24 protein-coding genes are annotated in these 24,869 nt (G+C 69.2%); 9 read left to right on the top strand and 15 right to left on the bottom strand.

The genetic code is table 11. The features are described 5' to 3' along the window. Positions 1-16 precede the first annotated feature (16 nt). Genes QTI45_RS17340 through QTI45_RS17325 form a run of 4 tightly spaced genes read left to right on the top strand, consistent with a single transcriptional unit; the run spans position 17 to position 5,739 of the window. Entirely contained in the window at positions 17-1,546 is a 1,530-nt protein-coding gene (locus tag QTI45_RS17340; RefSeq protein WP_286655305.1) for a TolC family protein, read from the top strand. After that, complete coding sequence (locus tag QTI45_RS17335; protein ID WP_286655304.1) at positions 1,527-2,306, top strand: efflux RND transporter periplasmic adaptor subunit; 780 nt, start codon at positions 1,527-1,529, stop codon at positions 2,304-2,306. The genes QTI45_RS17340 and QTI45_RS17335 overlap by 20 nt, the downstream gene beginning before the upstream one ends. Then, positions 2,303-3,643 (top strand): efflux RND transporter periplasmic adaptor subunit, encoded by a 1,341-nt coding sequence (locus tag QTI45_RS17330; protein WP_286655303.1) that lies wholly within the window; start codon positions 2,303-2,305, stop codon positions 3,641-3,643. Before QTI45_RS17335 ends, QTI45_RS17330 begins: the two co-directional genes overlap by 4 nt. Continuing rightward, positions 3,637-5,739, top strand: coding sequence for a site-2 protease family protein (locus QTI45_RS17325; RefSeq protein ID WP_286655302.1), 2,103 nt, complete (start codon positions 3,637-3,639; stop codon positions 5,737-5,739). The genes QTI45_RS17330 and QTI45_RS17325 overlap by 7 nt, the downstream gene beginning before the upstream one ends. A gap of 3 nt (positions 5,740-5,742) precedes the next feature. On the opposite strand, the gene QTI45_RS17320 is transcribed toward QTI45_RS17325, so the two are convergent. The 3 genes from QTI45_RS17320 to QTI45_RS17310 are packed head-to-tail and all read right to left on the bottom strand — an operon-like array spanning position 5,743 to position 7,938. Then, the gene (locus tag QTI45_RS17320) at positions 5,743-6,585 is read right to left on the bottom strand and encodes a bile acid:sodium symporter family protein (protein WP_286655301.1); all 843 of its coding nucleotides are present in this window, start codon (positions 6,583-6,585) and stop codon (positions 5,743-5,745) included. Between the two features lie 42 nt (positions 6,586-6,627). Continuing rightward, complete coding sequence (locus QTI45_RS17315; RefSeq protein ID WP_286655300.1) at positions 6,628-7,152, bottom strand: hypothetical protein; 525 nt, start codon at positions 7,150-7,152, stop codon at positions 6,628-6,630. A gap of 12 nt (positions 7,153-7,164) precedes the next feature. Further along, positions 7,165-7,938, bottom strand: coding sequence for a DUF2092 domain-containing protein (locus tag QTI45_RS17310; RefSeq protein ID WP_286655299.1), 774 nt, complete (start codon positions 7,936-7,938; stop codon positions 7,165-7,167). Between the two features lie 207 nt (positions 7,939-8,145). On the opposite strand from QTI45_RS17310, the gene QTI45_RS17305 reads away from it, so the two are divergent. Further along, the gene (locus QTI45_RS17305) at positions 8,146-8,757 is read left to right on the top strand and encodes a Dps family protein (RefSeq protein ID WP_286655298.1); all 612 of its coding nucleotides are present in this window, start codon (positions 8,146-8,148) and stop codon (positions 8,755-8,757) included. Here the strand turns inward: QTI45_RS17305 and mnmH are convergent. The 7 genes from mnmH to QTI45_RS17270 form a co-directional block, all read right to left on the bottom strand. Then, positions 8,754-9,815: a tRNA 2-selenouridine(34) synthase MnmH gene (gene mnmH, locus QTI45_RS17300; protein WP_286370391.1), complete on the bottom strand. Its 1,062-nt coding sequence runs from the start codon at positions 9,813-9,815 to the stop codon at positions 8,754-8,756. The genes QTI45_RS17305 and mnmH overlap by 4 nt on opposite strands. Further along, positions 9,808-10,611, bottom strand: a complete 804-nt coding sequence (phnE, locus tag QTI45_RS17295) for a phosphonate ABC transporter, permease protein PhnE (protein WP_444813287.1) — start codon at positions 10,609-10,611, stop codon at positions 9,808-9,810. The genes mnmH and phnE overlap by 8 nt, the downstream gene beginning before the upstream one ends. Continuing rightward, positions 10,608-11,435: a PhnE/PtxC family ABC transporter permease gene (locus tag QTI45_RS17290; RefSeq protein WP_286370390.1), complete on the bottom strand. Its 828-nt coding sequence runs from the start codon at positions 11,433-11,435 to the stop codon at positions 10,608-10,610. Before QTI45_RS17290 ends, phnE begins: the two co-directional genes overlap by 4 nt. After that, on the bottom strand, positions 11,432-12,199 hold the full coding sequence (locus tag QTI45_RS17285; protein ID WP_286655297.1) for a phosphonate ABC transporter ATP-binding protein: 768 nt from the start codon (positions 12,197-12,199) through the stop codon (positions 11,432-11,434). The genes QTI45_RS17290 and QTI45_RS17285 overlap by 4 nt, the downstream gene beginning before the upstream one ends. A 34-nt stretch (positions 12,200-12,233) precedes the next feature. Continuing rightward, complete coding sequence (locus tag QTI45_RS17280) at positions 12,234-13,091, bottom strand: putative selenate ABC transporter substrate-binding protein (protein ID WP_286655296.1); 858 nt, start codon at positions 13,089-13,091, stop codon at positions 12,234-12,236. Between the two features lie 94 nt (positions 13,092-13,185). Next, a complete protein-coding gene (locus QTI45_RS17275) occupies positions 13,186-13,512 on the bottom strand; it encodes a type II toxin-antitoxin system RelE/ParE family toxin (protein WP_286655295.1) in 327 nt (108 codons plus the stop codon). Beyond that, the gene (locus QTI45_RS17270; protein ID WP_286655294.1) at positions 13,509-13,790 is read right to left on the bottom strand and encodes a YlcI/YnfO family protein; all 282 of its coding nucleotides are present in this window, start codon (positions 13,788-13,790) and stop codon (positions 13,509-13,511) included. Before QTI45_RS17270 ends, QTI45_RS17275 begins: the two co-directional genes overlap by 4 nt. Positions 13,791-13,927: 137 nt before the next feature. On the opposite strand from QTI45_RS17270, the gene QTI45_RS17265 reads away from it, so the two are divergent. Both QTI45_RS17265 and selD read left to right on the top strand, forming a co-directional pair. Further along, positions 13,928-15,385: a methyl-accepting chemotaxis protein gene (locus QTI45_RS17265; protein ID WP_286655293.1), complete on the top strand. Its 1,458-nt coding sequence runs from the start codon at positions 13,928-13,930 to the stop codon at positions 15,383-15,385. A 63-nt stretch (positions 15,386-15,448) separates the two neighbouring features. Continuing rightward, on the top strand, positions 15,449-16,528 hold the full coding sequence (gene selD, locus QTI45_RS17260) for a selenide, water dikinase SelD (protein WP_286655292.1): 1,080 nt from the start codon (positions 15,449-15,451) through the stop codon (positions 16,526-16,528). Positions 16,529-16,530: 2 nt separating this feature from the next. On the opposite strand, the gene norR is transcribed toward selD, so the two are convergent. After that, on the bottom strand, positions 16,531-18,156 hold the full coding sequence (norR, locus tag QTI45_RS17255) for a nitric oxide reductase transcriptional regulator NorR (protein ID WP_286655291.1): 1,626 nt from the start codon (positions 18,154-18,156) through the stop codon (positions 16,531-16,533). Between the two features lie 132 nt (positions 18,157-18,288). Here norR and hmpA point away from each other — a divergent pair, with 132 nt between their 5' ends. Next, complete coding sequence (gene hmpA / locus QTI45_RS17250) at positions 18,289-19,479, top strand: NO-inducible flavohemoprotein (protein WP_286655290.1); 1,191 nt, start codon at positions 18,289-18,291, stop codon at positions 19,477-19,479. A 3-nt stretch (positions 19,480-19,482) separates the two neighbouring features. Here the strand turns inward: hmpA and QTI45_RS17245 are convergent, their stop codons facing one another. From QTI45_RS17245 to QTI45_RS17230, 4 genes are all read right to left on the bottom strand, one after another. After that, complete coding sequence (locus tag QTI45_RS17245; protein ID WP_286370381.1) at positions 19,483-20,262, bottom strand: porin family protein; 780 nt, start codon at positions 20,260-20,262, stop codon at positions 19,483-19,485. A 96-nt stretch (positions 20,263-20,358) separates the two neighbouring features. Further along, positions 20,359-22,224 (bottom strand): pectate lyase, encoded by a 1,866-nt coding sequence (locus tag QTI45_RS17240; RefSeq protein WP_286655289.1) that lies wholly within the window; start codon positions 22,222-22,224, stop codon positions 20,359-20,361. Between the two features lie 249 nt (positions 22,225-22,473). Further along, positions 22,474-22,926, bottom strand: a complete 453-nt coding sequence (locus QTI45_RS17235; RefSeq protein WP_286655288.1) for a hypothetical protein — start codon at positions 22,924-22,926, stop codon at positions 22,474-22,476. 25 nt (positions 22,927-22,951) lie between these two features. Beyond that, the gene (locus tag QTI45_RS17230; protein ID WP_286655287.1) at positions 22,952-23,368 is read right to left on the bottom strand and encodes a GFA family protein; all 417 of its coding nucleotides are present in this window, start codon (positions 23,366-23,368) and stop codon (positions 22,952-22,954) included. A 380-nt stretch (positions 23,369-23,748) separates the two neighbouring features. Between QTI45_RS17230 and QTI45_RS17225 the strand changes: the two genes are divergently transcribed. Continuing rightward, on the top strand, positions 23,749-24,840 hold the full coding sequence (locus QTI45_RS17225) for a glycosyltransferase family 2 protein (protein WP_286655286.1): 1,092 nt from the start codon (positions 23,749-23,751) through the stop codon (positions 24,838-24,840). Positions 24,841-24,869: the final 29 nt, after the last annotated feature.

The raw sequence follows: 24,869 nt of genomic DNA, 5'->3' as shown, positions 1-24,869 counted from the left end.
GAAAAAAGGACAACTCATGGCAGGGAATCCACTCAAGCGCCTGACCGCCGCCCTGGCGCCGGTACTGCTGCTGAGCGCCTGCGGCTCGCTCGAGCCGAGCCCCTATACGCAGGACGAGCTGCGCAAGCGCGTGACCGAGGACAAGGTCCGCATGTACGTCGACCAGGAACCGGTGACCGTCCCGATCACCTTCTACGAAGCGGCTGCGCGCGCCCTCAAGTACAACCTCGACTACCGCTTGAAGCTCATGGAGGGCGCGCTGGCCTCGAACCTGCGCGATGTCGCCAGCTACGAGATGCTGCCGCGGGTGGTGGCGTCGGCCGGCTACGTCAATCGCAACAACGATTCGGGCGGCACCTCGGTCGGCATCGAGGACGGCCAGGTCAGCCTGCGCGCCTCGACCTCCGAGCAGCGCGAGCGCGACCTCTACGGCCTGGGCCTGAGCTGGAGCCTGCTCGACTTCGGCGTCGCCTACTACCGCACGCAGCAGAAGTCCGACCAGATCCTGATGGCGAACGAGCGCCGCCGCAAGGTCGCGCAGAACGTGCTGCAGGACGTGCGCAACGCCTACTGGCGCGCGCTCGGTGCGCAGCGCCTGCTGCCGCAGGTCGACGGCCTGCTGGAGCGCACCCACAAGGCGCTCGCGGCGGCCCGCGAGGCCGAGACCAAGGGCCTGCTGCCGCGACAGGACATCCTGGCCTACCAGCGCGCGCTGCTCGACTCGGTGTACCTGCTGACGGTGCGGCGCCAGGACCTGGAGTTCTCGCAGGCCGAGCTGATCGCGCTGATGTCGCTGCCCCCGGGCACCCGCATGGTGCTGGCCGACATGCCCGAGCCGCCGATGCCCGAGGTCACGCGCGACATCGATCGCCTCGAGCAGCTGTCGCTGGAAAACCGGCCCGAGATCATGGAGGAGTGGTACCGCATGCGGGTCGACGACTACGACCTGAAGATCGCCAAGGCCCTGCTGTGGCCCAACGCGAGCATCAACCTCGGCCACCAGTACGACTCCAACATCTACCTCTTCAACAACTCCTGGAACGCGATCGGCCTGCAGGTCTCGTTCAACCTGCTGAAGCTGGCCCAGCTGCCTTCGCTCAATGCCGCGCAGCAGAGCCAGAACCAGACCGCCGAGGCGCGGCGCACCGCCCTGTCGATGGCGGTGCTGACGCAGGTGCGGGTCGGCTACCTGCGCTACCAGCTGGCGCGCCAGGAGGTGGCGTTCGCCGACGAAAGCCTGCGCGTCGACCAGCGGCTGCTCGAGTATGCGCAGTCCGCGCGCACCGCCTCGGTCGGCACCGAGCTGGAGCTGATCCGTGCCGAAGGCCGGATGCTGCTGTCGCGCTACCAGCGGGAGGCCGCCTACTCGAACGCCCAGGCGGCGCAGGGCCGGCTCTACAACTCGATCGGCTTCGACGTGCTGCCCGAGGCCATCGAGAAGAACGACGTGCGCACGCTGGCGGCGGAGATCGAACGCACGATCAACAGCCAGCGCGGCCTGCTGGCCGGCAACGAGGTCAAGACAGATGTCGCCGCCAAGCCTTGATCGCGCCTTGCGGACCCTGCTGGCCGCCGCCGCGGTCGGGGTGCTGCCCGCCGGCTGGGCCGCCGACGCACGCAACGCGCCGGGCCCGGCGGACGACCCGGGCGCGATCCGCGTGCTGCTGGTGGCGCGCACCGAGACCACGCTGTCCAGCCAGATGAACGGCACCATCGGCGAGCTGCAGGCGGAGCTGGGCCAGAAGGTGGCGAAGAACGCCCTGCTCGCGCAGTTCATCTGCACCGAGACCCAGGCGCGCGCCAAGGTGGCCGGCGCGGAGCTCAACATGGCGCGCCAGAACCTCGATGCCAAGCGCAACCTGCAGAAGCTCAACGCTGCCGGCGACCTCGAGGTGCTGATGGCGACCACCGAGGTCGAGAAGACCGAGGGCGCCCTGACCCTGGCGCGCACCCAGGCCGGCTACTGCCAGGTGCGCGCGCCCTTCGGCGGCCGCATCGCCAAGGTGCTCGCGAAGCCGCACCAGACCGTGAGCGCCGGCACGCCGATGTTCGAACTGGTCAGCGACGGGCCGCTCAAGGTGCGCCTCAACGTGCCCTCCAACCTGCTGGCGCGGCTCAAGCCCGGCACGCCGCTCACGGTCGGCATCCACGAAACCGGCAAGAGCTATGCGGCACAGGTCAGCGCGATCAACGCCCGGGTCGACGCGGTGGCGCAGACCGTCGAGCTGGAGGCGCGCCTCAACGCCGAGCATCCCGAACTGATTCCGGGCATGAGCGGCATCGCCCGCTTCACGACAGGCCCGTGACCGAGCCCTCGGCGCACCTCCAGCTGCTGGCCAGCCTGAGCGCGCTGCGGGATCGCGCACTGGCGGCGCCGACGCTCGAAGCGCTCGGGTTCTCGATGGCCAACGACCTGCATCCGCTGCTGCGCTTCCGCCAGGCACTGGTGCTGGCGCAACAGGGCGACCGCCTCGCCTTGCTGTGCGTCTCGGGACTGGCCCGGCCGACCGAGGACTCGCCCTACCTGGTCTGGCTGAAACGCGCCGGCCGCTGGCTGTCGACCCAGCTGCCGGACGGCCAGCCGCGCTGGCTGGCGCGCGATGCCCTGGCGCTGCCCGAAGACATCGCCGAAGGCTGGGCCGAATGGTGGCCCGCGGGCCTCTGGTGCATTCCGATGCACGACCGCGAAGGCCACCGGCTGGGGCTGCTGGTCTTCCTGCTCGACCAGCCGCCCGCCGAACCGCTGCGCGGGCTGCTGCAGGGCGTCTGGCAGACCTGGGCGCACTGCTGGGCCGCGTTCGCGGCGCGGCGGCGGCTTCCGCGCTGGCGGCCCAGGCGCAGCCACTGGCTGATCGGACTGGCGCTGCTGGCAGCCCTGCTGCTGCTGCCGGTCAGCCAGACCACGCTGGCACCGGCCGAAGTGGTGTCGATGAATGCCCAGGTCGTCAGCTCGCCGATCGACGGCGTGATCCAGCGCATGCAGGTGCGGCCCAACCAGGCGGTCGAGGTCGGCACGCCGCTGTTCCTGCTCGACGAGACCACGCTGCGCAATCGCGCCGACGTGCTCGACAAGGAAGTCGCCGTGGCCGATGCCGAGCTGCAAGCCGCCAGCCAGCGCGCCTTCGACAACCCGCAGAGCAAGAACGAGCTGACCCTGCTCGGCGCCCAGGCGCGGCAGCGCCGGGCCGAGCTGGCGGCGGTCGAGGCGCAGCTCAGGCGCACCCAGGTGCTGTCGCCGCGGGCCGGCGTGGCGGTCTTCAGCGACCCCGACGACTGGCTCGGCAAGCCGGTGGTGACCGGCGAGCGCATCCTGCACGTGGCCGACCCGACGCAGCCCGGCATGCGCGTGCAGCTGCCGGTGGCCGACGCCATCGCGATCGAGCCCGGCGCCCCCGTGACGCTGTTCCTCACCGCCTACCCGCTGGACCCCCTGCACGGCCGCATCCTCGAGACCAGCTACCAGGCGAAGACCAGCGACGAAGGCGTGGCCTCGTACCGCCTGCTGGCCAGCATCGAGGGCACGCCGGCACACGCCCGGCTCGGCCTCCATGGCACGGCCAAGCTGCAGGGCGAGCGCGTGATGCTGGGCTACTACCTGCTGCGCCGGCCGCTGGCTGCGCTGCGCGCCTGGACCGGATGGTGAACGACGACGCCGCCGACCAGCCGACCCCGCCGCTGCGCGAAGACCTGCGGCTGCGCGAAGCGGCGCCGGGCCTGCGCGGCGATCCGGCCTGGGTGATCCAGGACACGGTCGTCAATCGCTTCTACCGGATCGGCTGGCTCGAGTTCGAATGCCTGCTGCGCTGGGAGCAGTCGCCGCGCCAGATCAGCCGTCAGATCGCGGACCAGACGGCGCTCCGGCCGGAGGTGGGCCAGGTGCTCGACTTCCGTCGTTTTCTCGAGCAGAACCAGCTGCTGCGCCCCGGAGCCGAAGGCATCGCGCGGCTGCAGAACGGCAGCCCGTCGCGGCGCTGGACCAGTTGGCGCTGGTGGCTGCACCACTACCTGTTCTTCCGCATTCCGCTGCTGCGCCCGCAGCGGCTGCTGGGCCGGGTCGCGGGCCATCTCGACTGGCTGTTCCATCCGTTCACGGCCTGGGCCGTGATCCTGCTGAGCCTGGCCGGCATCGTGATGGTGCTGCACCAGTGGGACACCTTCGCGAGCGCGGTGGTGGAGTCCTTCACGACCGAAGGCCTGTTGAGCTTCGCGCTGGCGCTGATCGTCGCCAAGACCCTCCACGAGCTCGGCCATGCGCTGGTCGCGACGCGGCTCGGCCTGCGCGTGGCCCACATGGGCGTGGCCTTCGTCGTGCTGTGGCCGATGCTCTACACCGACACCGGCGAAAGCTGGAAGCTGCCGCGCGCGCGCCAGCGGCTGGCGATCGCCTCGGCCGGCATCCTCACCGAGCTCGGGCTCGCCGGCCTGGCGACGCTGGGCTGGGCGCTCAGCGACCCGGGGCCGCTGCGCAATGCGCTGCTGTACCTCGCGACCACCAGCTGGGTGCTGTCGCTGGCGCTCAATGCGAGCCCCTTCATGCGCTTCGACGGCTACTTCATCCTGTCGGACCTGCTGGACTTCCCGAACCTGCACGAGCGCTCCTCGGCCCTGGCCCGTGTCGCGCTGCGACGCACGCTGCTGGGCCTGCCCGAGCCCTGGCCGGAGGACTTCGCGCCGCCGCGCCGGCGGCTGCTGGTGGCCTTCGCGATGCTCACCTGGCTCTATAGGCTGGCGGTCTTTCTCGGCATCGCGGTGGCGGTCTACCTGTTCTTCTTCAAGGCGCTCGGGATCCTCCTGTTCGCGGTCGAGATCTCGTGGTTCATCGCGATGCCGGTGTGGCGCGAACTCCGGCACTGGTGGGCGCGGCGCCAGCAGGTGGTGCGCGGGCGCCGGCTGCTGCTCGGCGCCGTACTGCTCGGCCTGCTGCTGCTGCTGGCCCTGCCCTGGCGCACGCAGGTCCATGCCGTCGGGCTGGCGCGCGCCGAGGTGCAGATGCGCGTCTATGCGCCCTACCCTGCCCTGCTCCAGCAGGTGCGCCCCGCGGGCCCGGTGCGGGCGGGCGAGACGCTGGCCGTGCTCGACGAGCCCGACATCATGGCGCGCTCGCAGGCCAACGAGGCCAGCATCCGCGGCTACCAGGAACGCCTGGCCGGACTGATCGCCGATCCTTCCGGCCTCGAACGGCAGGCCGGCATCCGCCAGCGCCTGGGCGTGCAAGTCGAGCAGGCGCGCGCGGCCCGCGCCGAGATGGCGCGGCTGCAGCTGCAGGCGCCGTTCGCGGGCCAGTGGCTGGACCTCGATCCGGAGCGGCGCGGCGGCCAGTGGATCGGCAGCCGCGAACTGATCGGCGTGCTGGTCGATCCGTCGCGCTGGCAGGTCGATGCCTATGTCCGGCAGGACGAGGTGCAGCGCCTGACGCCGGGCGGCACGGTGCGCTTCTACCCCGAAGGGCAGCCGACGCCGATCGAGGGCCGCGTGATCGACGTCGGCAGCACCCGCATCAACCAGCTCGAGCACCCGGCGCTGGCATCGCGCTTCGGCGGGCCGCTCGGCGTCGCGCCGCACGGCGAGGCGCTGGTGCCGACGCCAGCCCTGTTCCATGTGCTGGTGCAACTCGATGCGCCGCCGCCGGCCTTGCGAGAAACCCGGGGCCACCTGCAGATCGAGGCCGCCCGGCGCAGCCTGCTGGGCGAGGGACTGACCCGCGTGTTCGCGGTGCTGCTGCGCGAGAGCGGGTTCTGAAGCTCAGGCGACGGCCGCCGAGCCGATGCGCTTGCGCTGCCAGGTCACGTAAACCATCGACACCAGCACGTTGACCAGCAGGTAGAGCAGGATCGCCGCGGTCACGCCGGGCTCGTTCGGAAAGTTGAAGGTCGCCAGCGCCAGCGCGATGCCCGGATGGCGCGACGCGGTCGACAGCGCGAGCACCACGCGATCCTGCGCGTCGGGCCCGCCCAGCCAATGGCCGGCGGCCAGCCCGGCGACGATGAAGGCGATCAGCGCCAAGAGGGTGCCGTTGCCGAACAGCCCCAGGATCGCATGCCGGCTGGCGTACACGATCAGCAGCGCGACGACGGCCAGCAGCACGGTGCCGATGATGGCGGCCGGGCGGGCGATGCGCGCGGCCACCCGGGGCAGCAGCGCCTGCACCACCATGCCGGCCGCCAGCGGCAGCAGCACCGCCTTCAGGATCACCAGCGCGATGGCGCCGAGGGGCAGCTCGAACTGGCGGCCGAAGGCCTGCGTCATGAGCATCATGCCGATCGGCGTGATCACGACCGACAGCACCCCCATCGTCACCAGCAGGCCCAGGCCGTAGGACTCCCGTCCACCGGCCTTGCCCTGCTTCTTCATCAGGAGGGGCGGCACCGGCGACAGCGACAGCGCCACCAGCGCGACCTCGATCTCGCGCCGCAGGTCGAAGGCCAGGTCGAGCCCGATCGCCAGCAGCGGCATGACCAGGAACATCGCCACGAAGGAGCGCAGGAAGCACAGGGGACGGCGCACCACGTACAGCACGTCGTCGAGCGTGGCCTCCAGGCCGTAGCCGAAGACGGTGATCACGATGCTCGCCTGAACGGCGAGCATGATCATTTCCTGGGCGGTCATGGCGGCGCGCAGCGGCCCGCCTCAGTACGGCGGATTGATGACGACGTATTGGCCGCCCTGCGGCTGGTACCACACGGTGCCGCACTGCTGGTAGACCAGGCCGCCGTAGTTGACCGGCACGCAGCCGGGCGGCACGGTGCGAACCATCGAGCCCACGACGGCGGCAGTCACCGCCACGCCGGCCGTGACCGCCGCGGCGGTCGCGACCGGATGGTAGTCGTTGTCCCAGCCGCCGCGGTTGTTCACATTGACATTGACGTTCCGGTTCACGTTCGCATTCACGTTGCGGTTCATGTTCACGTTGTTGACGCTGGTGCTGCGCACGTTGTTGGCCCGCACGTCGCGGTTGACGTTGTTGACCTGCCGGTTGGCGCCGCCGGCGTGCGCCCCGCCGCCGGCCCGGGCTCCGCCGCCGCCACCGCCGTGTCCGAGGCCACCGCCCCCGCCACCGCCCGGCCTGGCCTCGGCCTCGGGTGCCAGCCCGAGGCCGGCCGTGCACAGGATCGCCAGGGGCAACAGGAACAGCTTGCCGAATGAGTGCTTCATGTTCGCTCTCCCTTACTTCTTGGCTTCGAGGGCCCGCAGCTCCACCGCCCGGGTGCCCTTGGGCGGCACGAAGGTGAAGATGTCGTCCTTGAAGCCCGGATTGAGGTTCCAGTCGATCAGGGACACCGACTGCGGCCGGGCCTCGTCGGCCCGGTTGGTGATCACGAGCTTGCGCGGCAAGGGCTTGCTTCCGGTCGTGATCCAGATCTGCCAGTCGAAATTCCCCTGGCGGAAGGCGAAGTGATTGCACAGGTCCTTGCCGATGAAATCCTGGCCGGCATTCATGGCCGAATCGATCTTGTCGAGCGGCGCCGCCGGCGTGCCCCAGAGGAACAGGTCGGACAAGGGGATCTCGATCCCGTAGCGCTCCTCCAGCTTGCCCACCAGGGCGTCGACCGTGCCCGAGAAATCGACGGTCGAGTAGTACTTCTGCGCCGGCAGGAAGATCGTCGCCTTCTCGCCGTTGAAGAAGACGACGCGCTCGGAGCGGGTGCTGAACATGCGGGCGCGCAGCTTGTTCGGGCGCAGGACATCGAGATCGGCCGTCGCCGTGTGCTGCAGTTTCTGGCCGTCGGCCAGCACGACCTCGCCGGTCAGGCCGGTCGACACATGAAAGCGCCTGAGGGTCTGCAGATGGGTGCCCATGTCCTTGAGGGCCTGGATCGACGCCGGATCGACCGCGTTCTCGACCGGCTTGGCGGTGGCCGACGGATCGGTCTGTGCATGGACGAGCGGCGCGGCAAGCGACGCTGAAATCAGGGCGGCTGCGAGCAACTTGAATTTCAAGGCGGACTCCTTCCCGGTGAGGCGTCATGATCGGCGCCCGGCCAGCATACGAAAGCCCTGCAGGCGTCGCCACTGTCCTTTGGTGCAGTTGTGCGTGCAGCGGTAACCGGACCAGGCGGTCTGGACCGGCCCGGGTGCGGGCACCACGCCTACGCGCAGCCTTCGGCGCCGGCGCTAGAACATGCCATCAAATTCATGGAGTACCCAATGGCAACCCCGCGCCCCAAGCAGCCCTCGACCTCTCGCACCCTCGCCCAGCGCCAACAGGCGGTCAAGCCCGATCTCGACCAGACCAGCCACGAAACGCAGAAGTACGGCGAGATCGTCAAGCTGCCCAACGGCCTTTCGGAGAAGGTCTGCAAGGACAGCGTCGCGCTGCTCAACCAGTGCCTGGCCGACACCATCACGCTGCGCGACATGTACAAGAAGCATCACTGGCAGGTCGTCGGCCCGACCTTCAACCAGCTCCACCTGATGTACGACCAGCACTATGAAGGCCAGGTGCTGCTGGTCGACATCCTCGCCGAGCGCATCCAGTTGCTGGGCGGCATCGCGCTGGCCATGGCGGCCGACATCGCAGAGACCACGAAGATCGAACGCCCGCCGCGCGGCCGCGAACCGGCAGCCGTGCAACTCAAGCGTCTGGCCGAGGCGCATGAACAGATCATCATCGGCGCACGCGAGGCCGCCGAGAAGGTCGACAAGTCGGGCGATGCCGGAAGCAACGACGTGTTCGTGAGCAACGTCCTGCGCACCAACGAGCTGCAGGTGTGGTTCCTCACCGAGCACCTGGTGGCGGCGTCGCCCGTGACCGCCTAGAGCGCCCGCACCGCCTCTGCCGCCGCCTCGATCCCCGCATCGGTCAGGTCGGCCGCCGCGACTTTCGTCCGCTGCTCCCAGCGGCCGAAGTGCCTGGCCTGCGAGCGCTCGTAGTGCGGGTCGTAGTGCAGCGCCATCAGCTCGGCGAACAGCGGCGCCAGTTCGCGCTCGCGCGCCCATCGCTGCCAACGCTCGACCACCGCCTTGCCCTGCAGTTCCTTGAGCTTGCCGAGCTGTCCGGCCAGGGCTTCGGGGTCGTCGCCGAGGTAGGCATAGTCGCGCAGCAGATAGGCCAGCCGCGCCTCGGGGCCGGCCTGCAGTTCGATGCAATCGGATTCGCGCATGCGCGCCACCAGCGGGATCGGCAGCGACAGGCGGCCGATGCGTGCGCTCTCGCCTTCGACATACAGCGGCCGCGCCAGGTCCAGCCCGTCGAAGCAGCTGGCGATGCGGGTCTCGAACTGCTTCTGCGACGGCTGCGCCACGCCGGGCAAGGCGCCCAGCAGCGAGCCCTTGTGGCGGGCATGGTGCTCGAGGTCGAGCACCTGCTCGCCGCGCGCGGCCAGCGCCTGCAGCACACGCGTCTTGGCGCTGCCGGTGGCACCGCAGATCACGCGCAGCCGAAGCTGCGGGCAGATCGCCTCGATCTGCGCCAGCACGTGGTGGCGAAAGCTCTTGTAGCCGCCGGCGAGCTGCTGCGCGTCCCAGCCGACCAGCCGCAGCCAGGTGACCATCGAGCCGCTGCGCAGGCCGCCGCGCCAGCAATAGACCAGCGGCTTCCAATGGGCGGGCCGGTCGGCGAACTGCTCGCGCAGATGGCGCGCGAGGTTCGCGGCGACCATCGCGCCGCCGACCCGGCGGGCCTCGAAGGCGCCGGTCTGCTTGTAGAGCGTGCCGACGATGCGGCGCTCCTCGTCGTCGAGCACCGGGCAGTTGATCGCACCGGGAATGTGGTCGAGCGCGAACTCGGCCGGCGAGCGGGCGTCGATCAGCGTGTCGAAGGCCGGGATGTCCGCCACCCGCGTCGGCGGGCGGTGCCGCTTGTCGTCCTCATGCATAGGCCGGCCCCAGTCCGCGGCGCAGCCGCGCGCTGGCCATGTCGACCAGCACCACCAGCCCGAACATCGCGGCCAGCACGGTCATGGCCTGCGCCTGCTGGAAGATCGACAGGTGGAAGTACAGCAACTGGCCCAGCCCGCCGCCGCCGACGAAGCCCAGCACGGTGGCCATTCGAATGTTCATCTCCCAACGATACAGCGTGTAGGCCACCCACTGCGGCAGCACCAGCGGCAGGCTGCCGTAGCCGAAGGCGGCGGCCGCGCCCGAGCCGCTGAGCAGCAAGGCCTGCTCGGGCGTGCGCGGCGCATTCTCGAGGCTCTCGGCGAACAGCCGGCCCAGCACCCCGGTGGTGTGGAGCGCCAGCGCCAGCGCACCGGCGAAGGGTCCGATGCCGGCCGCCAGCACCATCAGGGCGGCCCAGACCAGCTCTGGCACGCTGCGCAGGAAGTTCAGCACGAAGCGGGTGACGCCCTGCACCACCCGACCCGAGCGGCCCGAGGCGGGCAGCGCCAGCAGCGCGCCGGCGGCCGCGGCCAGCAGCGTGCCGAGCGCCGACACGGCGAGCGTCTGCAGCGCGCCCCACGCGGTCTTCGAGAGAAATCCAGCGGACAGGTCGGGCGGGAAGAACTCGGCGATGAACCGGCCCATGAGCAGCAGCGATTCGGCGGTGAACAGCGCCCGGTAGTCGATCGCCAGGTAGACGAAACTGGCCGCCACCGCTGCCAGCACGGCGGCCGTCGCGGCCCAGCAGCGCAGGCAGCGCGGCGGCGAGGAGGCCAGTGACGACGCGCTCACGCGAGCAGCCTCCGCAGCGCGTTGCTCAGCGCATCCGCCAGCAGCACCAGCAGCAGGAAGACCAGCAGGATGCTGCTGGCTTCGCCGCCGTTCAGCATCTTCATCGACTGGTCCATCAACTGGCCCAGGCCTCCGGCGCCGACGAAGCCCATCACGACCGAGGCCCGCACTGCGCACTCCCAGCGGTAGACGGTGTAGGAGGTCAGCTCCTGGGCGCAGTTCGGCAGCAGGCCGTAGAACAAGGCCCCGAGCCGGCCGCTGCCGGCTTCGAGCAGGGCCCGGGCGGGCGCGGTGTCGGTCGACTCGAGCACCTCGGCATAGACCTTGCCGAGCATGCCGCCGTAGGTGATCGCGAGCGCCAGCACGCCGGCAGCGGGGCCGAGCCCGAGCGCGCGCACGAAGATCAGGGCCCAGACGATTTCGGGAATGGCGCGCAGCACCATCAGCAGCGAGCGCGCGAGCTGCCGCAGCGCCAGCGCGCGCACGCGGCCCGGCCCCGGCCCGATGCGCGACTGCGACAGCGCGCGGGTGGTGACGAAGCCCAGCGGCGCCCCGATCAGGAACGCCAGCGCGGTGCCGGCCGTGGCCATCGCCAGGGTTTCGAGCGTGGCCCTGCCGAGCAGCGCCAGAAAGTCCGGCGCGGTGGCCGGCGGCAGGAAGCCGCCGAGAAAGCCGCCGATCACCTGCAGGTTGCCGCTGCCGAACAGCGCCGAGGGATGGAACTCGGACAACTGCAGCAGCGGCCAGGCGATGGCGAGCGCTGCCAGCCATCCGGCCAGACGGCGCCGGCCCGCCGGGTCGCGCAGCGCTGCAGCGGTGGTCAAGCGGCGCTCTCCCGCGCGGCGGACTCGTTGGCATAGAGCGCCGAGAGCATCGCCTGGCTGACCTCGCCGACCGGACTGTCGAACACGATCCGGCCCTCGCGCATGCCGACGATGCGCGGGAACCAGCGCAGCGCCAGCTCGACTGCATGCAGCGAGGCCACCAGCGTCGCGCCGGTCGCCTCGCCCTGCCTGACGAGCGTCTGCAGCGCGGCGTCGGCCAGGGTCGGATCGAGCGCCGACACCGGCTCGTCGGCCAGCAGCAGGGCCGGCCGCTGGTACAGCACGCGGGCGATGCCGACGCGCTGCAGTTGGCCGCCCGACAGGCGATCGCAGCGCTCGAACAGGCGGTCCTCGAGCGCCAGCCGCGACAGCGCCTCGTGCGCGCCCGGGAGGTCGGCCGGCCGCAGCAGCAGCGAGCCGAGCGCGCGCGGCAGCGACCACTGGCCGAGCCGCCCCGCGAGCACTGCGGTGACGACGCGCAGCCGCGGCGCGATCGGCGGGCTCTGGTGCACGGTGCCGATGCGCGCGCGCAGCCGGCGCAGGGCCGGCGCGCTCGACTGCCAGGGCGCTTCGTCGAGCAGTCGCACCGTGCCTTCGCCGGGCCGCAGCGCAGCGCCGAGCACGCGCAGCAGCGTGGTCTTGCCGGCACCCGAGGGGCCGATGATGGCCAGCCGCTCGCCCGCGCCGGCCGCCAGCGTCACGCCTTGCAGCGCGCGCTGGCCATTCGGATGCACCAGGCCGACCGCAGCCAGCGAGAAGCTCACGCGCCCGGCCCGGCGGCAGGCGGATGCCGCCGCATCACTTCACGAGGCCAGCCGACCTGGCCGCGGCCTCGATGCCGTCGTAGTTGGACGACTGCGTGGGAATGAAGCTGCTGGCGCGCTGCAGGTCCATGATCTCCTTGTGCGCCGGATTCGCGGGATCGAGCTTCAGGAAGGCCTCGGTCAGCTTCTTCGTCACGGCCGGATCGAGTCCCGGGCGCACGGTCCAGTTGTAGTCGTAGTAGGTCGGCGTGGTCGCCAGGACCCGCACCTTGGCCGCGTTCGGATTCTTCGCCTCGACCAGTTTCTCCCAGACCGAGGCGTTGAGCACGCCGGCCTCGGCGCGCGAGGCGGCGACGAAGGCCACGGTCGCATCGTGCGCGCCGGAGAAGGCCACGGTCTTGAAGTCCTTGTCGGGATCGATGCCGGCCTGCAGCAGGAAGTAGCGCGGCATCAGGCTGCCCGAGGTGGAGGACGGCGCGCCGAAGGCGAAGGTCTTGCCCTTCAGGTCGGCGAGGGTCTTGGCGCTGCTGTCGGTCGGCACGATGAACTTGCTCGTGAAGACCTTGTCCTCGGCGCGCTGCACGATCGGCACCACGCCGCCGTTGGTGCGGATGCGCGCCTGCACGAAGGTGAAGCCGCCGAGCCAGGCGAGGTCGAGCTTGTCGGTGGCGAGGCCCTCGACCACCGCGGCGTAGTCGGTCACCGGGGTGAACTTCACCTCCATGCCGGTTTCCTTTTGCAGGTAGTCGCCGAGCGGCTTGAACTTGCGCTGCAATTCGGTCGGCGCCTCGTCGGGAATGGCGGAGACGCGCAGCACCCTGACCTGGGCCAGAGCAGCCACGGCGCAGGCCGACAGGGCCAGCGCGACGGCGAGGCGGGAGAGTGTTTTCATGGGTGGACGACGCCTGGGCGTGGATGAGCGGACAAGGCTGGATTGTAGGAAGCGCGGCGGCGTCCGGGCTTCGATGATTGCCCGTTCGGGGGGCTCAGTGGTAGTCCTCTTCGCGCTGATGACGAACGGCCAACACCTTGACTTCCCGACCTGGAAGGATTTCGTAGAGGGCCACGTAGCCGGTGGAACCAAGGCCTGCGATCAACTCTCGGCGCGTAGTTCGCCTGCCGTCTCCCGCTTTCCGATACGCCCAGGGATTCTCGGCCAGCCGCTTCTTGATGCTGCTGCGAAGCTGGTGCAGTACATGCTGGGCATGGTCCAGTTCCTCCAAGGTCTCCGACCCTGCGACTGGACACTCGAACAAGCGCTCGAGGTCATCCTCGGCTTGCGGGGTCATCTCGACCCCGAACAACTCGGTCACGTGCTGGGGCTTTGCAGTTCGCGACGTCGTGCATCGATGCGGGCCTGGACGCGGTCAAACACTTCGTCCACGGGGTGTGAAACACCGCTTCGCAGGTAGTCCTGCCAAGCGGCCTCTCCGCGCGCATGGAAGTCGGTCTGGACGCGGCGGAAATCAACTGCCCGGCGCACGGCATCGACCACGAAGGTGCTGATGGTTTCCTCTTCACCCAGAACTGCTTCGAGCTCGGCACGCAGTTCCGGCTCAACGCGAACGGCAGGCAAGGTGCAGGATTTCATGGCGGCGAATGTAGCACGTTTGTAATGCAGTCAACTGGCGGCCGGGGGCAAATTTTCTTCCTGCTCCCCCTCAAGAAATCTGCAACGACGCCGATATCCATCCGATCGGCTGTGCCGACGCTCTTCAGCCTCCCCCCATGACCTATTCCTACGACGCTCCGGCCCGCGACCCGCACCAGGGATTCGACGCATCGCTACCGCTCGTCCGTCGCGCAGCAGACACGCTGATGCTGGCGACCTGTGGCCTGGGAGCCGTGGTGGCGCTCGCCATCGGCTGGCATTTCGGGCAGTTCGCATTGGCCGCAGGGCTGGCGGCCGGGCTGTCTGCCGGGGCGGTCTTCCTCTACCTCCTGTGCCGCGGAACCTGGTTAAGCAGCCTCTGCTATCCCGTGCTGCTGGCGAGCTTCATCGCGCTTCACCTCCAGCTCGCCGGAGGCAAGACCGAGTATCACTTCGGCGTGTTCGTCGCTCTGGCTTTTCTTCTTGCCTATAGGCACTGGTTGCCGATCCTTGTCGGCGGCGCAGCTTTTGCGGTCCACCACCTGTTGTTCGACCGCCTGCAGGCCCTGGGATTTCCCGTCTTTTGCCTGCAGGCGCCCGACATCTTCACCGTGGTCCTGCACGCCGCCTATGTCGTCGTCGAGGTGGTCTTCGGGATGCTGGTTGCAGTGCGCATGCGCCGTGACGCCTTGCTTTCCGCAGAGCTGGAATACATCACCAAGGCGCTCGGCGCCGGCACGGGCCAGGTCAGCTTTGCGGGCGTGGAGCGGCCGGCACACACCCGGCCCGCCAGGCAACTGCTCGAGGTCCTCGGCACAGTCCGCGATGCGGCGCTCATCGCGCGTGAGTCGGCCAACCTGGTCAACCTGTCGTCCAGCGACATCGCAAGCGGAAGCAGCGAACTGTCGAAACGCACGACACAGACCGCGGCCGGCCTGCAGCGCACCGCCTCGGCCGTCGGTCAATTGACCGCCACGGTTTCCGCGACCACGCAGACAGTGATGCGGGCGTCGCTGCTGGCAGAGACCGCAGCCAGAAAGGCCAGCGAGGGCGAGGTCGCCGCAGAAGACCTGACACGCCGCATGCAGCTTCTGGCAGCGTCCTCACGCAGGGTGGCCGACATCACCGGCGTCATCGACAGCATCGCGTTCCAGACCAATATCCTGGCCTTGAATGCCGCGGTCGAGGCCGCCCGCGCCGGCGACCACGGACGGGGCTTCGCGGTCGTCGCCTCGGAAGTGCGACAGCTCGCACAGCGCAGCGCCGGTGCGGCCGGCGAAATTCGCAAGCTCATTGCGGAGTCGACGACCCAGGTCGAAAACGGTGTCGCGGCCACAGGGCAAACGCGCGAGGTCCTCGACATGATTCTTGCGGAGGTTCAGGGCGTGCATGGCCTGCTCTCCGAAGTCTCGCAAGCGGCATCGGAGCAACACAGCGGAATCGCGGAAGTCAATGAATCCCTGGCGACGCTCGACCAGGCCACGCAACAGAACGCGGCGCTGGTCGAGGAGTCTTCAGCCGCGGCAGCGTCGCTGCGAGACCAGGCCGCGCATCTCTCGCAAGCCATGGCCGCCTTCGACCTCGAGGTGGTCTGATCAAGCCTGGGGAGGCCGTCGGGTCTCGATAATGGGAGCCCGCCCGATCCGCCTGCCCCCACCATGACCGACTTCCCCTCTCCCCGCCCCCTCAACCCGCTGGCGCCGCTGCGCCTCACGAGCTTCTCGCACGGCGGCGGCTGCGGCTGCAAGATCGCGCCCGGCGTGCTCTCGCAGATCCTCAAGAGCGGCGGCGGCGGCCTGATGCCGCCGGAGCTGATGGTCGGCATCGAGACCGCCGACGACGCCGCGGTCTACCGCCTGAACGACCGCCAGGCCCTGATCGCGACCACCGATTTCTTCATGCCGATCGTCGACGATCCGTACGAGTTCGGCCGCATCGCCGCCACCAATGCGATCAGCGACGTCTACGCGATGGGCGGCAGGCCGATCATGGCGCTGGCGCTGGTCGCGATGCCGGTCAACCAGCTGCCGCTCGAGGCCATCGGCGAGATCGTGCGCGGCGGCCAGGATGTCTGCCGCGCAGCCGGCATCCCGATCGCGGGTGGCCACACCATCGATTCGGTCGAGCCGATCTACGGGCTGGTCGTGATGGGCCTGGTGGACCCGGCGCAGGTCAAGCGCAATGCCGACGCGCAGGTCGGCGACGTGCTGGTGCTCGGCAAGCCGATCGGCGTCGGCGTGCTCTCGGCCGCGCTAAAGAAGGAGCAGTTGCCGGAGTCCGGCTACCGCCAGCTGATCGACAGCACGACCCGGCTCAACACGCCGGGCATCGCGCTGGCGGCACTCGCCGGCGTGCACGCGCTGACCGATGTCACCGGCTTCGGCCTCGCGGGCCACACGCTGGAACTCGCGCGCGGCGCCCGGCTGACGGCCGTGATCGAGTGGTCGAAAGTGCCCTTGCTCGCAGGCGTCGAGGCGCTCGCCGCCGAGGGCTTCGTAACCGGCGCCTCGGGCCGCAACTGGAGCGGCTATGGCGCCGAGGTGGCGCTCGCCGCCGGCCTGCCCGCCACCGCGCAGGCGCTGGCGAGCGACCCGCAGACCGCCGGCGGCCTGCTCGTGAGCTGCGCGCCCGAAGCGGTCGATGCGGTGCTGGAGATCTTCCGCAGCGAAGGCTTCGGCGCCGCGGCGGTGATCGGCCGCACCGAGGCCGGCCCGCCCGGTTTGCGTATCCAAACCTGAACCTAGCCCGCTCGCGGCCCCTTGCCCGGCTCCAGCGCGACGCCCAGCCGCTTGGCGAGCCGGATCAGGTTGGCGCGGTCGAGGCCGAGCGCCTGGGCCGCGGCGGCCCGGTTGAAGCCGTGCGCCGCGAGCGCCGCCCGGACACGCTCCCGCTTCAGCGCATCGACCGCCTCCTGCAGCGATTCGCCCGCCGGCCGGCTGACGGCACCGCCGTCCGGCGCCGCAAGCCCGGGGCTTGCCGCGGCCGATGACGGGTCGGCTGGCTGCGCCTCCAGTTCGAGGTCTTCCGCCCCCAGGCTCAGGATCCGCGGCCGCTGCGGATGCCGCGCGCGTGCCTTCAGCACGCTGCGCCCGAGCAAGTGCTCCAGCTCGCGCACGTTGCCCGGCCAGCCGTAGGCCAGCAGCGCCGCCTGCGCGCTCGCGTCCAGCCGGGCGGCGCCGATGCCGAGCCGCGAACGGTTCTCCTCGAGGAAGAAGCCGCTGAGCAGCAGCACGTCGCGGCCGCGGTCCCGCAGCGGCGGCACGCGCAGCGGATAGGCGCTCAGGCGGTGATAGAAGTCGGCCCTCAGCCGCCCGGCCTTCACTTCCTCGGCGAGGTCGCGGTTGCTGGCCGCGATCAGCCGCACATCGACGCGGTGTTCGCGGTCGGAGCCCAGGCGCTGCAGCTGGCCGCTCTGCAGCACGCGCAGCAGCTTGGCCTGCACCGGCAGCGGGAGCTCGCCGACCTCGTCGAGGAACAGCGTGCCGCCGTCGGCCAGCTCGAACTTGCCCGGGCGATCACCGGCGGCGCCCGTGAAGGCGCCCCTCACATGGCCGAAGAGCTCGCTCTCGACCAGCGTCTCGGGCAAGGCCGCGCAATTGAGGCTGATCATCGGCCGCGCGGCGCGCGGCGAGCCGGCATGGATCGCTTCGGCGACCAGCTCCTTGCCGACGCCGGTCTCGCCCTGGATCAGCACCGACAGCTCGCTGCCGGCGACCAGCTCGATGTCGGCCAGCAGCCGGCGCATGGCCGCACTGCGCCCGATGAGTTCGCGCGCCCGCGGGGCGGCGGCCAGCCTGAAGCCCTCGGCGCGCAGGCTCTCGAGCGCGACCCGGTTTTCGAGCTGCTCGATGCGGCCGGCCACGGTCACGATCGCCGCGGCCAGGTTGGCGAACAGCTGCAGCGCCGCGAGGTCGGCCAGCGAGAAGCGGTCGGGCTGCAATGCGTCGAGCGTCAAGAGGCCCCAGATCCGCTGGTTGAGCTGGATCGGGCAGCCGACGCAGTCGTGCACGTCGAGATCGCCATGCACGCCTTCGACCAGTCCGTCGTAGGGGTCGGGCAGCGGGCTGTCGGACGGAAAGCGCAGCGGTCCGCCGGCCCCGAGCAGCGCCGCGAAACGCGGATGCTCGGCGATGCGGAAGCGGCGGCCCAGCGTGTCGCGGCTCAGCCCGTCGACCGCCAGCGGCAGCAGGCTGCCGTCTTCGAGCCGGAGCAGCGCCGCCGCATCGCAGGGCAGCAGCACGCGCAGCGACTGCAGCAGGCGGCGATAGAGTTCCTCGCCGGGCAGGCCGGCGCCCATGTCGGCGACCAGCGGCGCGACCGATTCGAGCAGTTCGTCGGCAGTCAAAGTGACACGATCAGGAGTCATTGCGACACGATTTTATCCAGGTCGAAATGACATTGACCGGGCCAAGTGATTGATTTTGCTGGGCGCTTCGCCTGGAACGGGTATTGCAGTGCACAACGCATCCCATCCCATGTGAACTCCAGGAGCCCTTCCGTGCTGACCACCGAACAAAAGTCCATCGTCACCGCCACCGTGCCACTGCTCGAGACCGGCGGCGAGGCGCTCACGACCCACTTCTACCGGATCATGCTCGCCGAGCATCCCGAGGTGCGGCCGCTCTTCAACCAGGCCCACCAGGCCAGCGGCGACCAGCCGCGTGCGCTGGCCAACGGCGTGCTGATGTATGCGAAGAACATCGACCGGCTCGAGGCGCTCGGCGATCTCGCCGGCCAGATCGTCAACAAGCACGTGGCGCTGCAGGTGCTGCCCGAGCACTACCCGATCGTCGGCGCCTGCCTGCTGCGCGCGATCCGCGAGGTGCTGGGCGCCGAGATCGCCACCGACGAGGTCATCTCCGCCTGGGCCGCAGCCTACGGCCAGCTCGCCGACATCCTGATCGGCGCCGAGAAGCAGGCCTACGACGAGCGCGCCGACGCGCCCGGCGGCTGGCGCGGCGCCCGCTCGTTCACGGTCGTGAAGAAGGAGGTCGAGAGCGAGGAGATCAACTCCTTCTACCTCGCGCCGACCGATGGCGGGGCGATCCTCGACTTCAAGCCCGGCCAGTACATCGGCCTGCGGCTGGTGGTCGACGGCAACGAGATCCGCCGCAACTACTCGCTGTCGGCGGCGCCCAACGGCAAGACCTACCGCATCAGCGTCAAGCGCGAATCCGGCGGCGTGGCATCCAACCACCTGCACGACCAGGTCGGCGAAGGCGGCACGGTCGAGCTGTTCCCGCCCGCGGGCGCCTTCACGCTCGAGGCGAGCGAGCGTCCGCTGGTGCTGATCAGCGGCGGCGTGGGGATCACGCCGACGCTGGCGATGCTCGAAGCCGCGCTGAAGACCTCGCGCGCGGTGCACTTCATCCACTGCGCGCGCACCCGTGGCGTTCACGCCTTCCGCAACGCCATCGATGCGCTGGCGCACAAGCACCCGCAGCTCGAGCGCTTCTACTGCTACGAAGAGGTGGCCAAGGACGCACCGCAGGCCGATGCGCCGCACGCCGTCGGCCGCATCGACGCCCAGAAGCTGGCGCAATGGCTGCCCGCCACGCGCGACGTCGACGCCTACTTCCTGGGCCCGAAGCCCTTCATGCAGCAGGTGAAGACCGCGCTGCGCACGCTGGGCGTGCCGGACAAGCAGGCGCGCTACGAATTCTTCGGGCCGGCCGCGGCGCTCGAATAGCGGCTAGAACTTGAAGCCGGCGCCGAAGTAGGGCCCGCCCATCGCGTTCTTGGTGAGCAGGCCGTCATCGAACTTGTAGCTCAGGTAGCGATAGCCGAACTTCAGCGAGACGGCGGGCGAGTACTGGTAGCTGGCGCCGGCCACGGCCTGCCAGCTGGAGGTCGAGCTGCCCTCGCCGGCGTCGAGGTAGCCGAGCAGCGACCACTTGTCGTTGAGCGGCATGAGGGCGCGCACGCCGAGGATGCCGTTCCAAGCGTCGCCCGATTGCTCGATCTGGCGTCCCGGGCCCCGGAGGGTGGGCAAGGCGTTCACCTCGGTCTTGACATAGGCGTAGCGGGCGCCGCCGAGCACGTCGACCGCCACCCGCCCGTTGTACACGCGGTAGGTGCCGGCCATCGTGTAGAACTGCTGCGTCAGGTCGATGTCGTTGTTGACCAGCAGGCCGCCGGCGACCTGGTTGGTGACGCCGAGCTTGATGTACTGCATGTCCAGGAAGGCGCCCCAGTCTCCCTTGCGCGCCTCCAGCGTGCCCATGGCGCCGAATTTCAGCGCCTTCAGGAGGCTCGTGGCGCTCACCGAGACGGCGTCCGTGGGCAAGGGCCCGAGCTTGAGGTCGGAGCGCACGCCGGCGGTCCACAGGTAGGGCACGAATTCGAACTGCCAGGCGTCGGCGGGCGGGATGTTCTGGGCACCGGCCGGCAGGCAGGCCAGCGCGGCGCCGAGGCCGCTCAAGCGCAGGAGGAAGGAACTCGCCGGGGACCGGCCGTGCAGGGATGGACGCATCGTTCGTGGCCTCGAAGGGGTTGTGACCACGAGATCATAGGGACATGCGGGCGGGGCGTGCGTGCCGCCCCGCCCCACTGCAGCGGCCGACCGGGCTCAGGCCACCGGCGAAATGAACGCGATCAGCCGCCCCATGCGGGCAATGAAGTTCGAGGTGATGATGAATTGCGGCTTCTCGCGCTTCACGTAGGGCGCGATGTCCGGCGGCACATCGGCCGGATAGGGCGAGGTGTCGTACACGTCGCCCACGTGGCGGCTGCGGTAGGCGGTGCCGGTGTAGGCCACGGCCGGGCCGTTGCCGCGATAGGGGTTCACGATCTCGGGCACCGGCGCGGTCCAGTAGTTGCCGTCCACCAGCGCGGCCACGATCGCCTGCACCTCGGATTCCGGCACCACCGGCGTCTTCATCACGGCACCTTCGAACAGGTCCGGGAAGTCCACTTCCCGGTTGACGCCGAAGTACCTGGGCAGGGCGCGGGCCGTGGTGGCCTTCAGCGGCGACTTCGCGACCATGGCGTCGATCTGGGCCGGCGTCATCGCGTTGAGCTCGTCCAGCCGCTTCTGCAGTGCCGCGGCATCCACCGAACGGCCCGACGAATAGTGGCTGATGGTGTTGGCGATGTCCTTGTCGAAGAAGTACGCACCGTTGTGGACGTTGGAGCCGTAGCGGTGGATGTAGAGCGGCTCGTTGGTGTCGAGTTCGATGAAGGTCGCCACGTTGCGGCCGGCCAATAGCGGGTTGAGCGTCGCCACGTTGGCGGGCAGCTGGATCGAGGCCGACTTCAGCCAGTCGATCGCCTTCTGCAGTTGCGACAGGTACTTCCGGTCGCCGGTCAGCGTGAAATAGCCGAACAGCTGCTGGATGTTGGTCTGCGTCGTGTGCGTGGCAAGCGAGCGCGGCTCGTAGGATCGCGCGCCGGCCGGAGCGCCGGCCAGCCGGCCCAGGGTGTCGCGCGACAGATGCTGCAGGCTCCAGCCCGACTGCAGGGGCTGCACCGTCGAGGTCCACTGCATGCGCTGCATGCAGTCCATGGCCCGCGTGATGTTGGCCACCAGCTCCGTGCGCCCCAGCGCCATGACGCACAGGGTCAGGAACTTGATGTTCTCGCCCATGACGTCGTCGTTGAAGGTCACGTGCAGCGTGTAGTCGCTGTCTTCCATGCCCGCACGCGCGCCCGCCGGCAGCTGCTGCGGATTCGGCAAGGGCATGGACGAGACCGCGTTCGGATTGTGCGGAAAGCGCTGCGGCCAGCCGCCGTCGGCGATGCCGAACTGGGGACCGAACTGCGCATCGGTGATGAACTTGATGGCCTTGTCGGTGGCGGCCTGGTAGACCGGGTCCTTCTTCTCCAGGTACATGCGCAGCATCAGCTGCGAGGCCACCGCGGTGGTGGCATCGTCGAAGGTCGCGTTGCCGTAGTAGTGCTGGAACTCCTCGAGCCGCCAGCCGTTCATGCCCACCGTCTCGTACCAGTGCTGCAGCGACGCCTCGCCGGCGAAGTCGTAGATGTAGTTCCAGCCGCCCGAAACGTGCTGCGCCGCGGCGACCGCCTTGGCCGTGCGGTCGGCGGCCTGGTAGAAGCGCTCGTCGCCGGTGGCGTGGTAGGCGTCCAGGTAGATGTGGCCGATGGAGGAAGTGCCGGGCGGCTGCAGCCACAGCATGGTGCGCTTGGCCTCCATCTCGCCGAAGGTCTGGGTGAGGTCCGGCGAGTACGACCAGACGTAGCCGCCCCGGTAGGAGACCACTTCGTCCATGTAGCTCGCAGCGCGCTTGAGCGCTGCCGAGGCGGTGGCCTTGGCCGTCGCATCGGTCGCCGGGACGACTGCAGGCGCGGGCGCCGGCGCGGCGGGCGCCGGTGCGGGCGCGGGGACCAGGGCAAGAGGATTGTCGTTGCCGCCGCCGCCACAGGCGGCCAGGGCGAGGGGGGACAGGGCGGAGATTGCAAACTGCCTGCGTTTCATCGAGTTTCCCTTGTGGTTTGGTTGTCGGGGTGCTATCCATCCGCAGTCATCAGATGTCGTACAACATCTGTTGTCATACAACTGCGGGGGGCGATTATTGATGGCACCTTCCAAGGGAGTCAATCATCCCTAGCGATCAGCAGGGATTGAGTGCAGTCTTTAGTTGTACGACAACGTATGAATTTGTTGCCTTTGGCGAACGCGCGTGCTATCGACCGGACCCCGGCCATGTCGCGACCACCTTCGCTTTCAAGACCAGGCGGCCGCCGTGCCGCCGCGCCGGGAGTGATGACGCGCGACACGCAACTCGTGGCGGAGCGCGCACGGCTTCATGGCGTCGGCCAGCGTGGCCAGGAAGTCTTGCCGGTCGAGCAGGAGCATCTGCGCAAGGCATTCGGCTTGGCTCGGGCTCACAAGCCGCACATGCGCCAAGTCGTGCAACGTGTGAAGCGCGCGGGCACGGCTGCTCAGATGAAGTGTTGCCAAGTCCAGTGCCAGGTAGGCCTGGCGTTCGGAAAAGGTCTCGGGAATGCGCGTCAGCCCGCCCCTCACGGTGCAATCGAGCGGGGTCGGCCGCAGTCCGAACAGCGCGTGACGGGCCCTCTTCAGCGCAGCGCGGTGATCTGCAACATCCAGGATCAACGCTTGCCGTGCAAGTCGCCGCGGAAAGCCTGTCAGCCATACACGTAGCGTCGTTCGCATAGCCATGCTCGGAAAGGCCGTTGAGCTATGCCGTCGTCTCGCCGCCGGGTGAGGAAAACTGATCGATCACCTGCTGCTCGGTGAGCATGGGCGTCTGGTTGGCGAACGAATAGTAGCCGGGCTTCTTGTCGACGTAGATCTGCGAGGCAAGGTCGAAATCGGCAGACTCGAACACGCCCGCGGGAACGAAGTACTCGCCTGTTGCCAAGAGCTTGTAGTAGAGGTGCGTTCCGCATTGGCTGCAGAAGGCGCGTTGTGCCCAGTCCGATGACGCATAGACAGTGATGTTCTCGCTGCCTTCAAACTGAACATCCGGGCCACAGTGGACAGCCAGAAGTGGCCCGCCTCCCCATCTGCGGCAGAAACCGCAGTGACACGCGCCGATCGCTCGGGAATCCGGCGACCTGAGGCTGACTGCGCCGCAAAGGCAATGACCGTTCATTCGTTTTGTCCTCCAGGTAGCGAGGGCGAGGCGGCCCTGCGGCCCAACGCCTGAATCGAGCCGACCGACATCAAGGCGGCGACTGGGTGCCACTATAGACCGCTGATGCCTGGAAGCCATCACCTTCAACGTCGAGATGAGTCGATGGGACTTCGGTCCCGGCGCTGCCCGGTCAGTCAGGCCTGGGCCTGTCGACGAAGGCCCGCATGTAGCGCTGCGGCTCGCCGGTCGCGAGGGTCGAATAGGCGACGTCCGACATACGGCGTGCGCCGGAAAGTGCAAGCTGCCGACATCGAGATCATCCCTCGGGAAAGCTGCCATGCCGCACCCCGGCGAAATGTCGCCCGCCGGAGCGGCGAAGCAATGACGAGAGGAACTCCATGACCGCCGTGAATGAACGCATCCGGATCGAACCGCTGCAGCTCGAGGAGTTGCCGCGGTCGCCCAGCGTCAGCATCGCGATCATCTGTTTCAACTACGGCCGTTTTCTCGTCGAATGCCTCGACAGCTGCCTCGCACAGACGCACCGCCCTGACGAGATCGTGGTCGCGAACGATGGCTCGACCGACGAGACCGCGCAGATCCTGGACGCCTACGCCGCCCGTGCCCCGCAGGTGCGGCCGATCCACCAGGCCAACGCGGGCATCTGCAGCGCGACCAATACGGCGCTCGCAGCCTGTACGGGCGACGTCGTGCTGCTGCTCGACGCCGACGACGCGCTCGAGCCCCAGCGCACGGAGAAGGTGCTCGCCGCCCTGCGCCGGCGGGTGGATGGCCTGCTGCCGGGCTGGGTCCACCATCGGATGCAGCGCTTTTCAGAGCAGATCCCCGACCTCGGCCAGGCGCCCTACTACCCCGGCGGCAGCGGCCCCGAAGGATGGCTCGCAGCCAGGGCGGTCGATGCGGCCGTGAGCCCCGTAAGCTCGCTGACATCGGCCCTGGCCTTCCGGATCGAGGTCGTGCGGATGATCGGCAAGCTCGATACCGACCGCCTGATGTACCAGGACACGCAACTGATCGCGGCGGCGACGCTGCTGAGCCCGGCAGCGTGGATCGGCGAGCCGCTGACTCGCTATCGCGTGCACGGCGCATCGGCCAGCACCGGGATGATGGCGTCCGTCGAAACCATCAGCGCGACCCGCAAGCGCGCCGAGCGATCGGATGTCTGGCTTCGCCAACAGCTCGACAAGATCGAACCCGGCGCCGCGCGCCTCTGGCGGCCGCTCGACGACCAGGGCGCCTACCTGTGGCTGACCTTCCTCGAACGCTGGCTGTCCGGCGCAGGCAAGGACTTCCGCCTGCTGTGGAAGGTGCTGCGCCATCCCGACACGCGTCACTCGGCGGCGCAGAACCGCGTGTACTACTACGGCGGCGTGGTGCTGCCGCGCGCGGCTTTCGTCTCGTACTCGCGCCTGGTCTTCGGCAACAGTGCATTGAAGACGCGGCTGCGCAAGTGGATGGGACGACGCTGAGAGGGCGCGCTTGTTCCAGATGCCAGCTG

The organism is Variovorax saccharolyticus (assembly GCF_030316765.1).
Lineage (GTDB): Bacteria > Pseudomonadota > Gammaproteobacteria > Burkholderiales > Burkholderiaceae_C > Variovorax > Variovorax saccharolyticus.
The sequence above is the reverse complement of the archived record's forward strand: the minus strand, read 5'-3'. Positions and strand labels throughout refer to the sequence as shown.